This window comes from Mumia quercus (genome assembly GCF_025506335.1).
Taxonomy (GTDB): domain Bacteria; phylum Actinomycetota; class Actinomycetes; order Propionibacteriales; family Nocardioidaceae; genus Mumia; species Mumia quercus.
In genome coordinates this window covers 628,242-643,021 of sequence record NZ_JANZYO010000001.1, presented here as the reverse complement: position 1 = coordinate 643,021, position 14,780 = coordinate 628,242, and the positions used below count along the sequence as shown (strand labels likewise).

Below are 14,780 nucleotides of genomic sequence, written 5' to 3'. Positions count from 1 at the left end.
CTCCTTCGCGGGTGGCGGATCAGCGCGGCAACGTCGGTGACTCGCGCACTGCGGACGCGAAGTCGGCGATCTTCGCGTCCGTCGACAGTACCCAATTGGCCGTGCTGTTGTACGGCGAATCGAAGTATGCGAACGCGACCCCTCCGCGCGCCGCCAGCGCCTTTGCCGACCGGCGGATCCACGTCGGGTCGCGCACGGCCGCAGGGTCAGAGTAGCCCGTCTCCGCGAGCCCCCAGCGCACACCTTGTCGTGACGCCCAGCGCGAGAGCGGGACGAAGTAGTCCTTCACGACGTCGTTCTCGACCAGCCGGCCGTCACGACCGTACGAGTTGTAGACGTCGAACCCGGCGACGTCGACCTTGACGCCCCTAGGCCACAGGGCGGACAGCGAGTACGCGGCCGGACCGTAGAGCTGGTTCCACCCGGTGAGGATCACCGTGTAGGCGACGTTGTCCGCCCACTTGCGCACCCGTGGCGCCAGCCGCTCCTGCATCCGCCGCCACGCCTTGACATCACCGTCGCCCTCGGGCTCGTGGTGGAAGGCCAGCCACACGGGACCCGGGATGGCGTCCAGCCGCTCGGCGAGGTCGCGCACCCACGCGTCGCCCTGCCCGTTCGCCATCGCGGCCCACGAGTGCGGGAGCTTGAAGCTGATCCACGGCAGGCGGCCCGCCGCGACGTCGGCGCGCGCCGTCCGTACGGCCTTGTCGACCCCGGACGCGGCGTAGTACGTGCGCCGCACACCCAGACGGCGCCCGATCTCCTTCTCCAGGCCGGCTGGATCAGTGTTGCCCCCGTGCGCGGCGCCGACGTACGCCCCGCACTGCGGCAGGCCGCGACGGGTGTAGCGGCAGCCGTTCGACAGGACTCCCACGTACGGGTCGACGTCCGGCTCCTCCCGGACGGCCGACGTCGCGCGCACCGTCCTCGCCGACGCGCCGTCCAGCAGCAGGGCGCCCGGCCTGGCGAACGCTCCCGTCACGCGGAGCTGGACCACGGGGCGAGCGAGCCGCGTCCGGGTGGCGAAGCTGACACGACGCCAGGTCTTGGCCGCAGGCCTCACGACCCGGACGTGGCGGCGCGCCTTCTTGCCTCGTGTCTCGCGGAGGACGACCCGGACTCGGGTGCCCGGCCGCGACGGCCGCACCCAGACCTTCACCGCGACCCGTGTCCCCTTGCCGGCGGCCAGCCTGCGCGTCGGACTGGCCACGACGACCTTCGGCACCTTCCGGGTCCCCACCAGCCTGGCGCGCTTCTTCCCCTGGACGCCGCCCTTGCCGATGGTGAGCCGACGGCTCGAGACGTTCACCGTCGTCCAGCGTGGTCGCGGCCGTTCGAACGAGCCGTTGCGGATCGTGTTCGGCCCGTGCACCGGTCGCCCCTCGGCCGTACGCTCCGTGGGCGCCGTGTGGGTCGTCGCGGCTGCCGCGGCCCGCTTCGGGAGGCCGACGGCGGCGGTGTCGGCGATCGGCAGCGAGAAGAGCATGACCCCGGTGCCGAGGAGCGCGAGACGACGCAGCGGCACCACTGCACCTGCCACCGGTACGCCCCCGTCCCGTGCTCCGCCGTCGCAGCCGAGTCTCGCGACGGCATCGTCCCTTCACCGTACGAGCGTCCTCGGCGAGCCGCACCTCGGCGGCGAGCGGGGGGGCTCAGCCGCCCGCAGGCAGCCGCGGCGAGCGCTTCAGGACCGCGCCGAACGACCTTTCCTTCTGCGTCGTGGTGATCACCCAGGAGGAGCTGCTGTTCAGCGGCGAGTTGAAGTACGTGAAGGCGATGCCGCCCGCGTCGACGAGCGCGTCGTAGGTCTCGCTGATCCAGGCAGGGTGGTCGACGGACGCCATGTCGGTGAAGCCCGTCTCGGCGAGGCCCCACTTGACGCCGGTGGCCTTCGACCAGGCGGCGAACTCCTTGAAGTAGGCCTTCATGTCCGTCGGCTCCAGCCGCACGGGACCGTCCTTGGTCGAGCCGTAGAAGTTGTAGACGTCGAAGCCGGCGACGTCAACCTTCACGCCCTTCGGCCAGAGCGAGTCCAGCGCGTACTCGGGGGCGCCGTGGAGCTGGTTCCAGCCGGTGAGCACGATCGTGTACGCAACGTTGTCCGCCTCGGCGCGCACGAGGGGCGCCAGGCGCTGCTGCAGACGCGTCCACTCGGCGATCGGACCGTCGCCCTCGGGCTCGTGGTGGAAGGCCAGCCAGACGGGGCCGTCGAGCTCGTCCAGCCGCTGCGCGATGTCACGCGCCCACGCGTCGCCAGCACCCTGCGCCATCTCGGCCCAGGAGTGCGGGAGCTTGAAGCTGATCCACGGCAGGCGGCCGGCCTCCAGGTCGGCGGCCGCGGTCTTCACGGCGCCGTCGACCTGGGTCGGCGACCAGTAGGTCCGGCGGACACCGAGGGTGCCGCCGACCGCGCGCTCGAACGACGTCGGATCGGCGTTCCCTCCGACGGCAGCCCCGAAGTAGGCGCCGCACGCAGGGATGCCTCGCGCGGAGTAGCGGCAGCCGTTGCTCAGGACGCCCGCGGTCGGCGGCGTCGTCGGCGACGCCGTCGGTGCCGTCGGAGACGGCGAGACGCTCGGAGTGGTGGGCGACGCCGTGGGGGTCGGCGTGGCGCTGGGCGAGGGCGTCGGAGCCGGACGCGTCGGCGACGCGGTCGGTGCGGTCGGGGAAGGCGAGGCGGTCGGCGTGGTCGGCGATGCCGTCGGCGTCGGCTCCGTCCCCGGCTCGAGCAGCTCCACCATCGACACGTCGTCGATCTCCAGCGCGCGGCCCGCCGGGTTCTTCCACGCCAGCACGTTGAGGTCGAGGCTGGCGCCGTCGGAGGCGGTCTCGAGCTCGAGCTCGACCTTCGTCCAGTCGGTGTCGGTGAGGTAGAAGGTCGAGCCGTGGACGGTCACGTCCTTGCCGGCGACCTCGCGAACCCTCAGCTGCCCCGAGACCTTCGGCCGCGACCCTCGGACGGAGGCGGAGACGCGGTAGCGGGTGCCCTCGGTCGTCTGGGCGACGGTGTTCACGCGGTCGTTGAGCACCACCGTCCGGGTCGAGCGGGACGTCACCGAGGCGTGCGGATCGGCGCCGTCGGTGGAGACCACCGTGAGCGTGGAGTTGCGCGCGTCGTTGGTCCGCCAGCCTGTGGTGCCTTCGTCGAAGGTCCCGTTGACGACGAGCTCGGGGCCGGCGACGAGCGCCGGCGAGGGCGCCGACGTGCTGACCACGACCGCGGCCAGGGCGAGCGAGACGAAGAGGACGAGGATCGCGCGCGGACGGCGCAACGGCGCCAGCTGCTTGTGCTTGGGGGACGGCATTCGACATCACCTGCGGCTGTCACTGACGGGTCGGCAGCAACGTAGGGATCAGAACAGGCTTGGAATGCTAGTCCGTGAGCATCAGGGCGCAAGGCCCTCAACGGTTGCCGCTCGCCCCCGGTCGCGTGCCTGTCGGAATGTCGCCAAGCGCCCCCGAAACGGCGCAAAACCCGGGGAAACGGCCCGCGCGCGCCATGGGCTCTCTACCATTCTTGAGAGCAGCGCTCGGATCCGAAAGGTCTCAGATGTCGAAGACTCGCCACACGACGAGCGTGGGGATCATGTCGATGCAACGCATCTACAACTACGGATCTTCGCTCCAGGCGTACGGTCTGCGCCGACTCATCGAGCAGCACGTCGAGGACGTGCAGGTGTCGTTCGTCGACTACGTCCCCGGCGAGCCGCTGATCAAGGACGCGGCCTCCTCCGAGCCGACCTCGCGGCTGCGACGCAGCCTCGCGAAGGTCGCGGAGTACAACCAGGTCGACGCCTCGCTGCGCGACCGGCTCCGCTTCTTCAACCACAAGCGGACCTACGGCAAGAAGTACTTCCCGCTGATGGGCATCCCGACCGAGCCCGCACGCGACCTCGCCCTCGACGTCCAGGTCGTCGGGAGCGACGAGGTCTTCAACTGCGTCCAGTCCAACACCAACGTGGGCTACTCGCGTGACCTCTTCGGGCACGGCAGCCCCGCGCGTCGCCTGGTCTCCTACGCCGCCTCTTTCGGCAACACGACCCTCGACAAGCTGAGCGCGGCCGGGGTCCGGGACGAGGTGGCAGCCGACCTCTCCCGCTTCGACGCCCTCTCCGTGCGCGACCAGAACTCCGCCGACATCGTCAAGGCGCTCACCGGCCGGACGTCCACGATCAACGTGGACCCGGCGCTGGCGTACGACTTCCTGGGGCAGGAGACCAGGATCCCCACAGCACGGCCGCACCCCGAGCCGTACCTCCTCGTCTACGGGTACTCGGGCCGGCTCGGGAAGGAGGAGAACGACGCGCTCCGCTCGTACGCCCGCGCCCGCGGCGCGCGGATCCTCTGCGCCGGCGGCGTGCAGGACTGCTGCGACGAGTTCGTCGACTGCAGCCCCTTCGAGCTGCTGGCCTACTTCCGTCACGCCGAGGGCGTCGTGACCGACACCTTCCACGGCACGATCTTCTCGCTCATCAACGAACGGCCCTTCGCGACGATCGTCCGGCGCAGCTCCGGGCACGGCTACGGCAACGAGGAGAAGCTCGGCTACCTCCTCGAGACCTTCGGTCTCGTGGACCGCCGCGTCGACGACGCCGCGCAGCTCGTCTCCACGCTCGCCGCGCCCGTCGACTACCGACCCGTCGCGTCGGTGCTGGCGCGCGAGCGTGCACGCACGGCCGACTACCTCTCGAGCGCGATCGCCCAGAAGGTGGCCGACCGATGAAGATGAACAGCTCGCGGCCCCGACAGTTCGGCAAGAAGCAGCTCCAGCGCGTGCGTCTGCGCTACCTCGCGCACAAGGACATCAGCCGCTTCTCCCGTACGGCGTCCTTCTCGGTCTTCGACGACGGCTACGAGCAGGTCGTCTCCCGCATCATGTACAACGTCCACGCCCTCGAGAAAGGGCTCGCCAGGAACTCCGACGTCCGGCTCGGCTTCGGCCGCAAGGCCCTGTCGAACCTCAACGACGCCCTCGTCGTCTACCGCTCCCGCGGCTACGACACCGCCGCGTTCGCGTACGTGGAAGGGCTGTCGATCATCCGCCGCTACGAGGAGTACCACCGCAAGCAGGAGTTCGACGTCCCGTTCCTGTCGGAGGTGATCGACGACGAGCTCCGTCGCACCGACCGGCCCGCGGAGGCCGCGGGGACCAAGACGGTGCGCCGCAGCGACAAGGAGAACAACTGCGACAAGACCTTCTACGACCTGGCGCAGGGCCGCAGCAGCGTGCGCGAGTTCTCGGGGCGTCCGATCGACACCGAGAAGGTGATGAACGCGCTCCGCAACGCGGAGAAGACCCCCTCGGTCTGCAACCGCCAGGGGTGGCGGGCGTACTGGACTGAGGACAAGCAGCTCGCTGCCCAGGTCCTGGCGCACCAGCGGGGCTTCGGGTACGCCGAGATGCCCGAGGTGCTGCTGGCGATCACCGTCTCCAACAACACCTTCCTGAGCCCGGTCGAGCGCAACGAGGCGTTCGTCGACGGCGGCCTCTTCGCGATGTCGGTGCTGTACGGGCTCGAGCACGAGGGCCTGGCAGCGGTGCCGCTGAACGCGATGATGTACTACCGCGACCAGCTGGCCGTCCGACGGCTGCTCGACATCGACGACTCCGAGATGATCATCATGTTCATCGCCGTCGGCGAGTTCCCGCCCGAGAGCGTCGTCCCGATCTCCGACCGCAAGCCGGCCGAGACCTTCGTACGCCGCCGCTGAGGCTCAGATGCCGTGGCCGCGGCGGTGGGCGATGTCCATCAGCCGCTCGGCCGAGACCAGGCGCCCGGCCACCGCTGCCGCCAGGTAGGTTCGCTGCTCGCGCGGCGACAGCCGGAAGGTGCGCCACGCGGTGCTCAGGGCCTCGCGTCGCCGTCCGATCGCGGCGAGGGCGAAGGCCCGCCTCCCGTACAGGCGCGCGAGCGCACGGTCGTCGTGCCCGAACGCGGCGTGCTTGACGATCACGTAGTCGATGGCCTCGACGATCGTGCCCCACTTGCGGGAGAAGAGCGACTGCCCCCAGGTGACGTCGACGAGCGGCTCCTCGACGACGGCGATCGGGCCGGCCGCCGCCGCCCGGAGGATGAAGTCGAAGTCCTCCCCGTAGCTTCCGGGGATCTCCTCGTCGACCAGTCCGACCGTCGTCTCGAGGGTGCTCCGCTCGATGACGACGGAGGACGGGTGCGCCGCCATCACCCGGTGCCGTACGAGGTTGTCCAGCGTCATCTGCTCCGCCGTGGGGATCCGGTCGTTCGACCGGTCTCCGTAGTTGACGGTGATGCCGGTGACGCAGGTAGGCGCACCGTCGGCCGCCATCTGCGCCACCTGGGCCGCGAGCTTCGTCGGACGCCAGAAGTCGTCGTCGTCGCAGAAGCCGACGAGGGCGGAGGTCCCGTGGAGGATGCCGGAGTTGCGGGCGCCGGCCAGGCCCGGGGTGCGCGTGTTCGAGAGGACGACGACCCGTCGCCCGGTCGTGTCGCTCTCGAGCGACCGGTCGGGCTCGGACTGGTCGAAGACCACGATCACGGTGATGTCGCCGTCGTACGTCTGCGCCAGCACCGCGTCGAGAGCCCGGCGGAGCATGTCCGGGCGGTTGTGCGTGGCAATCACGACATCGACGGACGGGGCAGAGCCAGGCATGGTCACCTCAAAGCGGATAGGACGCAACCCCTCGAGCGTATCTTGCGTCGCGCGGCCCCGAGGCAGTTCCCGATCTTTGCGTCAGGGGCGCCGACGCCGACGGAGCCGGGGGCGCGAGACGGCCTGGACTACGCGTGGCGCGAGCACGGACAAGACGGCGGCGACGGTGATCCCGAGGATGATCCCCGAGGCCACCAGCACGCCCATCGGTTTGCGCACCTCGACGGCGGTGTTGGCGCGCACCACCTCGCCGGCGGTGGTCGACGTCAGGATCAGGTTGTTGATGGCGCTGTCGATGGCCTCGCGCTCGCGCGCCCGTACGTCCGCGGACAGCTCCTCGGTGTCGTCCGGGCCGCCCGCCGACAGGTCCATCTGAGCCAACCGGTCGCGGAGGCCCTCCAGCATCTGGTCCCGGCGCTTCTCGAGGTAGTCGCGCCGCAGCTCGAGGTACCGCTCGGTGAGCGAACGGCTCTCCGCCTCCGCTCGCCGCGGGTCGGTCGACCTCACGTCGATGTTGAGGACCCGGGTCCTCGGGGCGGCGGTGACGCGGATCCGGTCGGTCAGCGCGTCCTCGGCGCCCGTCGGACCGCTCGCCGCGGCGTCGCGGGCGGCGGCGGAGAACACCAGGGCCGCCTCGGTGTCGATGGTGATGTCACGCGGGAGCGCCGACGCCTTCACGATCGCCGTCGTGAGGTAGACGGGCGAGGGCGCCAGGAGGACGGAGGTCCGCGCCACGGACTCCTGCGGCTGCCGGACGACCGCGATCCCGGCGACGAGGATGCCGATCGCTACCGCGGCGGCGTACACGCGGCGCGCCTCCCACGCGTCGCGGACCATGCGCTGGAGCGTGCGACGCCGCGGACCTCGGTACGGGGTCTCGTCGGGATGCTGGCTGCGCCACACCAGCCCGATCGTGAGCATGATCGTGAACAGCGGCATGCCGAGGGTGTCGTACACCCACATCTGCAGCGCGAAGAACAGCAGCAGGCAGGTGCAGACGGTCTCGATCGTCGTCCGGCATCGCCACGTACGCCACAGCGACGTGACGAAGAAGGCGAGGAAGAGGAAGGTCCCCAAGAAGCCTTGGGAGAAGATGACGAGCCAGATGTGACCCTGCGTGCCCAGCGGTGGGACACCGCAGGCAGGGCACTCCGGAGTCGAGGCCCCGGCGATCGACGCGAAGCTGCCCTGCACGTCTCGTGTGCTCCCGAAGCCGATCACGGGTGAGCCTTCGAACGTGCTCGAGACCGTCTGGCTGAGCAGCTGTCCGCGCCGGTCGTTGCTGTGCTGGTTCTCGAGGCGCTCGCCGACCAGGTCGCTCAGCGGGCTCACGAGGAAGGCGGCGACGGCGATACCTCCCACCAGCGCCGTCCCGACGATCGCGACCACGTTGCCGCGCACGACCTGGCGCGCGACGACGAAGGCCGCGCCGAGACCGAGCGATGCCCAGAGCCCGCGGTTCAAGGAGTAGACGATCGGCATCGCCGCGACGGCCAGGACGAGCGGCGCGGCCAGCCGCTGCCAGCGCCTGCCTTGCTTGAGCCAGGCGACGAGGAAGAAGGGGAGGTACAGCGAGATGTTGGCGCCCCACGAGTTCGCGAAGGCGAACGGGGCCTTGGGCCGCGCCTCCGGGCGCCCGAGGACGGTCTGGATGTCGGCGACACCGGGGTGCACGATCCCGCGGACGAGCGAGTTCGACCGGAGGCCGCCGGGCAAGAACAGCTCGACGAGCGAGCGCAGCTCGAGGGTCGGCGCCAGGACTCCCAGCAGTCCCCCGGCGGCGGTGACGACGAACATCCAGCCGAACAGCTGGAACACGCGGCGCTCGGAGACCGAGCGCGGGTCGGAGTTCGCCGCCCACAGGAGCGCGATCGTGCAGGCGACGTACCAGGCGACCCGGTAGCCCCAGACCATGAGGCGCGATGCGCCGCCGCCCGGGACGGCACCGGGTGCGTCCGCCCAGAGGGTGAGCACGCCGACGACCACGCACACCAGGAAGAGCACCCACCACCCGAACCCCGGCGGCACGAACACGCGGCGGCGACGCGCCAGCTGGACTGCCATCGGGACGGCCGCGAGGATGGCGATCACACCCGACAGCCCGGCGATCCACCAGAGGGGGAAGCCGACCAGCGCCACCGTCAGCGGCCAGTGCTCCGGCCACCGCCTGGGACGGTTCCTCGTCGTCTGAGGAACCGCGTCAGGTGCGAGGACGCGGGAGGCGGGCACAGCAGCACTTTCAGGTCGTGTGAGGATGGAACGAGACTAAGCGAGCCGGTGGCCTTGCTTCAGCCAAACCCGCACAAACGTACGTCCGCGCGCCTACGCTGTGAGGAGACTTCTCGGGAAGGGACGCAGGGTGCGCACGTCTGTTTCTGCTGTCGCGCTGGTCGGGGTGCTGCTGGTGGCCTCGGTCACCGCCTGCTCGGGCGAGGACGATGCTACGCCACCGCGCTCCGCGGACTCGGCCTCGACGCCGTCGGCCGAGGTCACCGCCAGCGAGGACGCCCCCGCCGAACCCGCAGCCCGAGGCCCGGTCGCCGACGACTGCTCCCTGACGACGCCGCGGGTGCGGCTGGTGCTCCGCAACTGGGACCGCGTCGTGAGCTCCGTCGGCCGCGAGGACCACGCGGACTATGCCCGCTCCTTCGCTCGCCAGACGACCCGCCTCGCCCGTCGCTCGGCGTCGTGCCCCGGCGCCGAGGAGCTGCGCAAGGTCGCGGCAGGTGCTCGCGGTCTGGCCCGGGCTGCCGACGAGCCCGACCTGCCGGCGTACGGCGAGGTCGCGCGGACCGGTGACGGCTGGCTGGACGCGCTGGGCTACTCGACCCTCTCCTTCTCGGTCGGCTGACTCAGTCGACGGCGAAGAGGACATTGTCGAGGGCGCCGTCGAACTGGTCGGTGCTCGAGGCGAGGAACGCCCCGTTCGCCCCGGCCTTCGCCCCGATGGTGAGCGGGACGGTCGCCGGCACCGCGACGTCGCCGATCGGCCCCGAGGCGGTGACCTGGTCGAGCGTGCGGTCGGCCGCGAGGTCGCGCACCACCACGGTGAGGTCGTCGCGCACCCGACGGCACTCCAGCCTGTACCACGACCCAGGGGCGAGCTGGGCCTGCGACTTCGCGAACACCCGACCGGTCGAGCCGGTGACCAGGCACGACGGGTAGCCGTGGTCGAGCTGCAGCTTGTACTGCGAGCCGTCGTCGAAGAGTCCGCGCTGGACGACGTTCTCTCCGTTGTCGAGGTCGTCACCGGCCTCGAGCCGGTCCAGGCGGACGTCGGCGCCGAGGACGAACGGCCGGCGGCCCGGGTCGAGGAGACCCGTCGACCCCCGGTCGAGCACGGTGATGACGACGCGGCTCTGCCGGGCGTCCGGGAAAGCGATCGCACGCCCGCCACCCGCACCGGCAGCGACGAACGTGACGCCGGCACCGGAGGCGAGCTCGCGAATCTCGGCGTCGAGCTCCCCGTCGTTCACCAGGCCGGCGTCGAACCGCAGGTCCAGGACCGGCGTGGCCTGGGTCGCCGTCGGCGCCGAGGACGGCAGGTCCGCCCCCGCCGGAGCGTCTTGGCAGGCGCTCAGCGCGACGGCCGTCGCCATCAGCGCCACGATCCCCGCGGCCGTACGGCGCACGCGCCTCACCTCGACCTCCGCTTCCTCCGCGCGTCGACCGTGACGACGAGGGTCGACCACAGCCCGCGGACGTAGCGCGGTCCCAGGCGCGTCGGCGCCTGGGCCAGGCGGGCGATCCACTCCAGCCCCGCTCGCCGCAGGAGGCGAGGCGCTCGCTGCTCCTCCCCCGCGAGATAGCCGAACCAGCCGCCGCAGGTGAGCACGATCGACGGTGGAAGCTGCGCCCTCCACCGGTCGACCCAGAGCATCTCGCGAGGAGCGCCCAGGCCCACGACGAGCATGTCCGGGCTCACCTTGCGCACCTTCTCGACGATCGGCTCCCAGTCTTCGACGTAGCCGTGCGCCGTGAGGACGACGGACACGTCGGCGCCGGCCTCGAGCGCCGCTGCCGCCCGCTCCGCGAGGCCCTCCGGACCGCCGATCAGCGCCACGGTGGGCCGTCGGCCCCTGGTCGCCCGCAGCTCGTGGAGCAGGTCCCAGCCGATGTCTGTGGTGGGAGCGCGTTCGATCGAGCGGGCTCCCGCCGCGCGGGCCGCGAGGACCACCGAGCCGCCGTCGGCGTAGATCACGTCGGCTCGCTCCATCGACCCCACGAACTCGGGGTCGCGGCGGGCGTTGAGACCACCGACGTGCAGCGCGTACGCCACCACGGGCTGGTCGGCGCCGCTGCCGCGCGCCACGATCGTCCGCACCAGGTCGTGCCGGGTGAGGTCGGCGACCGCGAACGGTCCGACGGGAACGGACGGGATGTCGGAGAAGGTCACGGCACCGCCTTGAGGACGAGGGAGACAGCCGCGGCGCGGCTCACCTGCGCGCCGAAGGTGGCGGTGAGCCCGCCGGCAGGACCCGTCGTGAGCGGACCACCGCTGTCGACGAGGGCGTCGGAGACCGCTCCGCCCCCACTCCCGGTCGACGTCGAGCGGACCGCCGAGCCCGTCGGAAGCTGCCAGGAGAGGACGTTGCTCGACTTCACTCCCCAGGAGGTGACCAGCCAACCGCCCGCGACGCCCGTGACCGTGGGTGACGTCGCCGACGTCACCGCAGACGAGGACGAGAGCTTCGCCTCGGCGACCGTCACCTTGCCGGTGTTCGACCGGTACGCGGCGACGGTGAAGGCCGACTTCGCGAGAGCCGAGGTCCCGGCGGTGAGGGTCGCACCGGCGTCGGAGGCGACCGCGGTCCTCGCCCACGCGCGCGTACGGAAGCCGTCCGCGTCGGCCGAGGCGATCTCCGTCCAGCCGGCCGGCGGAGTCACGGTCACCGTCGAGGAGTTGACGTTCAAGGTGGCGATCAGCTGGTCTCCTGCCTGGACGGCCGCCGGGATGGCGACGGCGTGGACCGACCTGTTGCCGTTCGTGCTCGCCGCGGCGACGTGCCCCAGCGCGGGTGCCGGCGCAGTCGTGACCGCGACGTCGCGAGTCACCTGGCGCTGAGCGCCTTCGTTGTCGGTGACGGTCAGCGTGACCGGATAGGTCCCCGCCGCGGCGAACTCGTGCTGCGTCGTGACCCCTTGCGCGGTGGCGGTGCCGATCTTCCAGCCGTACGACACGATCTCACCGTCAGGGTCCGTCGACGACGAGGCGTCGAACGCGCACACGAGCTGGTCGCACGTGACGTCGAACTCGGCCGTGGGTGCCTTGTTGACCCGGGTGACGGTGATGAGGCGCGTGGTCGTCGCGCTCGCACCCGCCTGCGTGGTGACCGTCAGGGTCACGGTGTACTTCCCGTTGGCTGCGTACGTGTGCGAGGGGTTCGCCGCGGTCGAGGTCGCGCCGTCCCCGAAACTCCAGGCGTACGAGGAGATCGTTCCTCCTGGAGCCGTGCTCTCGCTCGAGTCGAACGCGCACGTCAGACTGTCGCACTGGCTCTCGAAGCTCGCCGCCGGCGGAAGGCCCGCGCCGTTGCCGTCGGCGTTCTGGAAGAGGAACATCGCCCGGCTCGCCCACGCGTTGCCGTCGACCGCCGGGCCGGACACCACGGCGTGGGTGCCGGCGACGGGCTGCCCGTGGCGGGCGCCGCGCTGCCAGTCGATGCGGTGGAGGTTGCCGTCGGCCGTCGCCCAGAACAGCTTCTCGCCGGTCGAGAACATCCCCTTCACCTTCGAGAAGTCGATCCCGTCGACGTTCCCGCTCGCCACCAGCTGCTTGGCACCCACCACGCCGCTCTCGGGGGTGAAGTACCGGTAGTACAACGACGACGAGCCCGCACGGGTGAAGTAGAGCCGCCCGTCGTCGAGGAACATCCCGGTGGCCTGCGAGGCGTCGCTGCGCCAGGCCGCCAGCGGGACGAGCTGGTCGGCCGTGTCGACCGGGGAGGACGCTCCGAAGCCGGTGCCGTCGAACGACCTCCGGCTGAACGACCCGTCAGCCATCGCGAGGTAGAGCTGGCCGTTGACCATGAACGCCCCGCGCGTCTGGTTCCAGTCGATCCCGCCTGCGGGTGCGGTGACCGACGGGCCGACCGTCCCGGCGTTGTAGGAGCGCTTCGTCAGCGAGCCCGCCGTGCTCGGCGACTCCGGGATGTCGAGGTTGATGATCTCGATCCCGTTGATGAGCGGGTTCTCGACGATGTGGCCGAAGTCGATGTCCACGTTGCCGTCGCTGGTCACGTCGAACGTCCGCATGGTGGCGCGGTTGTGGCCCACGGCGGCGACGATGTCGAAGTCGGGGAGCACGGTGCTGCCGTCGACGGCGACGCTGAACCGCCGCTCACCCGGGTCGTCGGTGCACGAGCACTGGTTGGCGAAGTAGAGCCGGACCTGCACGCGGGTCCCGGCAGGCACCGGGAAGCCCCAGTGCATCTCCTCGCCCCCTCCGCCGTCCCACATCTCCGAGCTGAAGAGGTCCACCGGGGTACCGGCAGGCACCGTCGAGTCGACGCTTCCGACCGTCCCCCATCCAGCGCGGTTGTTGCCGGCGTTGTGGTACGGGCTGGGCGACGCGTCGGTGTCGGCGGCCCAGTCGATGCCCTTCGCGGCGCTGAGCTCGGGGCCCGCGGCGTTCACGCGGTAGAGGACGCGCGGGTCGCTGGCCGACCCGAGGGTGCCCGCCTGGTAGATCTCGTTGGGCAGGCCGGGCGTCGTCACACGAGGCACCGCAGTCCCGTTGGCCGGCATCAGCGCGATGCGGCCGTGGTACTCGAAAGCTCCGATGCGCTCGGTGTCCGAACCGACCCACAGGCCCTGGGAGGTCAAGAGGAAGTCGAAGACGCCGACACCCCGGGTCCTGGTGGGGTTCCAGCTCATCGGCAGGCCGTTCTGGGGATCCAGCGCCGCGATCCCCGGACGCGCGACCGCCCCTGCTCCCGGGGTGTCACCGGCGTACGGGTTGTTCTGCCAGCGCTGGTGTCCGCCGACGTAGACGGCGTTGTCGGTGATCTCGGCCCCGTACGTGGTGTCGCCGCCGGTCGCGTCGACCCACGACGGCTGGACGCCGGTTCCTGTCGAGCTCTCCTCGAAACGCGCGGTCGTGTCGCAGGCGACGTCGGGGCCCCCGTACGCGCCCGTGGTGCTGATGACGAAGAACGTGCCGTCCGGAGAGAAGTCGACGTCTCGCATGTAGGAGTCGAAGGACTGCGAGCACGGCGTCTCGTAGTAGCTCGTCTGGAACGCCGAGGGCGCCGCAGCACCGCCGGAGGTGTCGAGCATGAAGGCCTGGTGGTTCTTGGCGCCGGCGAGGGTGTCGAAGTTGCCGACGGCGACCAGGCGCGAGGCGGCAGGATCGACGTCGATCTTGCTGACGGTGGTGTAGCCGCCGTTGTGGACGCCCTCGATCGCCAGGCCCATGAACGGGTCGAACGCGCCCGTCGAGGGGTTGATCGTCGCCAGCGCCGGCTGCCGCTTGCCCTGGATGTGAGTGAACGCCCCCGCGACCCAGAGGCGTCCGCCGGCGAGCCGCAGGTCCTTGACCACGCCGGTCGGCGAGCCGCCGTTGAAGCCGGCGACGAGGGCACCGTCCGACACCCGGATGCGCGCGAGGTTCTTCGCCGACTGACCGGCGATCGAGGTGAACGACCCGCCGACGTAGACGCTCTGGCCGTCACCGGCGGGGATGACGACGTTGACCGTGCCGTTCGGGTTCGGGGCGAAGGACGTGATCTGGCCGGTGGTCGCGTTGAACGCGACCAGGTTCGTTCGGGCGATCTCCGTCGCGCTCGTGCTGTTGCGCGTCCGGGTGAACGACCCGCCGAGCACCATCGTGCCGCCCACCTGGGCGATCGAGTTGACCCTGCCGTCGAGCACGTGCGGGGTGAAGTCGGCCGGGTCCGCGCTGACGAGGTTGCCGTTCGTCGGTGTCGCCGCTGCTGCCGAGGACACGAGCGCGGGAGAGGTGAGCATCGCGCTGACGACGAGGACGCTCGAGCCGATGACGGCGAGTAAGCGCTTCATAGGGGTCCCCCGGTGACTGGTATGGCGCTCGACGGCGATATCTCACGGAGTCTAAGCAGACGCCTCGACCCACGAGTGCGTTTTCAGAATGTGGGGGTTGCGCCCAGTTTGGCCGGGCGCAACCCCTCCAC

10 protein-coding genes are annotated in these 14,780 nt (G+C 70.9%); 3 read left to right on the top strand and 7 right to left on the bottom strand.

Features of this window, described 5'->3' with window-relative positions; translation table 11 throughout:
• Nucleotides 1–19: 19 nt before the first annotated feature.
• A complete protein-coding gene (locus NYZ95_RS03085; protein ID WP_262848557.1) occupies nt 20–1,525 on the bottom strand; it encodes a glycoside hydrolase family 26 protein in 1,506 nt (501 codons plus the stop codon).
• A gap of 127 nt (nt 1,526–1,652) precedes the next feature.
• A complete protein-coding gene (locus tag NYZ95_RS03080) occupies nt 1,653–3,305 on the bottom strand; it encodes a carbohydrate binding domain-containing protein (protein WP_262848555.1) in 1,653 nt (550 codons plus the stop codon).
• Between the two features lie 245 nt (nt 3,306–3,550).
• Between NYZ95_RS03080 and NYZ95_RS03075 the strand changes: the two genes are divergently transcribed.
• Nucleotides 3,551–4,723 (top strand): polysaccharide pyruvyl transferase family protein, encoded by a 1,173-nt coding sequence (locus NYZ95_RS03075; protein ID WP_262848553.1) that lies wholly within the window; start codon nt 3,551–3,553, stop codon nt 4,721–4,723.
• Nucleotides 4,720–5,712, top strand: coding sequence for a nitroreductase family protein (locus NYZ95_RS03070; RefSeq protein ID WP_262848551.1), 993 nt, complete (start codon nt 4,720–4,722; stop codon nt 5,710–5,712). The genes NYZ95_RS03075 and NYZ95_RS03070 overlap by 4 nt, the downstream gene beginning before the upstream one ends.
• A gap of 3 nt (nt 5,713–5,715) precedes the next feature.
• Here NYZ95_RS03070 and NYZ95_RS03065 read toward each other — a convergent pair whose 3' ends face one another.
• Both NYZ95_RS03065 and NYZ95_RS03060 read right to left on the bottom strand, forming a co-directional pair.
• The gene (locus NYZ95_RS03065; RefSeq protein WP_262848549.1) at nt 5,716–6,630 is read right to left on the bottom strand and encodes a glycosyltransferase family 2 protein; all 915 of its coding nucleotides are present in this window, start codon (nt 6,628–6,630) and stop codon (nt 5,716–5,718) included.
• 81 nt (nt 6,631–6,711) lie between these two features.
• Nucleotides 6,712–8,859 (bottom strand): O-antigen ligase family protein, encoded by a 2,148-nt coding sequence (locus NYZ95_RS03060; protein ID WP_262848547.1) that lies wholly within the window; start codon nt 8,857–8,859, stop codon nt 6,712–6,714.
• A 130-nt stretch (nt 8,860–8,989) separates the two neighbouring features.
• Here NYZ95_RS03060 and NYZ95_RS03055 point away from each other — a divergent pair, with 130 nt between their 5' ends.
• Nucleotides 8,990–9,481 carry a hypothetical protein gene (locus tag NYZ95_RS03055; protein ID WP_262848545.1) on the top strand — a complete coding sequence of 164 codons (492 nt, stop codon included), beginning with the start codon at nt 8,990–8,992 and terminating at the stop codon, nt 9,479–9,481.
• A 1-nt stretch (nt 9,482) separates the two neighbouring features.
• Here the strand turns inward: NYZ95_RS03055 and NYZ95_RS03050 are convergent, their stop codons facing one another.
• Genes NYZ95_RS03050 through NYZ95_RS03040 form a run of 3 tightly spaced genes read right to left on the bottom strand, consistent with a single transcriptional unit; the run spans nt 9,483 to nt 14,649 of the window.
• Complete coding sequence (locus NYZ95_RS03050; RefSeq protein WP_262848543.1) at nt 9,483–10,271, bottom strand: LamG domain-containing protein; 789 nt, start codon at nt 10,269–10,271, stop codon at nt 9,483–9,485.
• Nucleotides 10,268–11,026, bottom strand: a complete 759-nt coding sequence (locus NYZ95_RS03045; protein WP_262848542.1) for a WecB/TagA/CpsF family glycosyltransferase — start codon at nt 11,024–11,026, stop codon at nt 10,268–10,270. Before NYZ95_RS03045 ends, NYZ95_RS03050 begins: the two co-directional genes overlap by 4 nt.
• Nucleotides 11,023–14,649: a PKD domain-containing protein gene (locus NYZ95_RS03040; protein WP_279307198.1), complete on the bottom strand. Its 3,627-nt coding sequence runs from the start codon at nt 14,647–14,649 to the stop codon at nt 11,023–11,025. The genes NYZ95_RS03045 and NYZ95_RS03040 overlap by 4 nt, the downstream gene beginning before the upstream one ends.
• Nucleotides 14,650–14,780: the final 131 nt, after the last annotated feature.

Coding starts and splice junctions, on each gene's coding strand:
- NYZ95_RS03080 (WP_262848555.1), bottom strand. CDS start 3,305: ATGCCGTCCCCCAAGCACAAGCAGCTGGCGCCGTTGCGCCGTCCGCGC.
- NYZ95_RS03075 (WP_262848553.1), top strand. CDS start 3,551: ATGTCGAAGACTCGCCACACGACGAGCGTGGGGATCATGTCGATGCAA.
- NYZ95_RS03070 (WP_262848551.1), top strand. CDS start 4,720: ATGAAGATGAACAGCTCGCGGCCCCGACAGTTCGGCAAGAAGCAGCTC.
- NYZ95_RS03065 (WP_262848549.1), bottom strand. CDS start 6,630: ATGCCTGGCTCTGCCCCGTCCGTCGATGTCGTGATTGCCACGCACAAC.
- NYZ95_RS03040 (WP_279307198.1), bottom strand. CDS start 14,649: ATGAAGCGCTTACTCGCCGTCATCGGCTCGAGCGTCCTCGTCGTCAGC.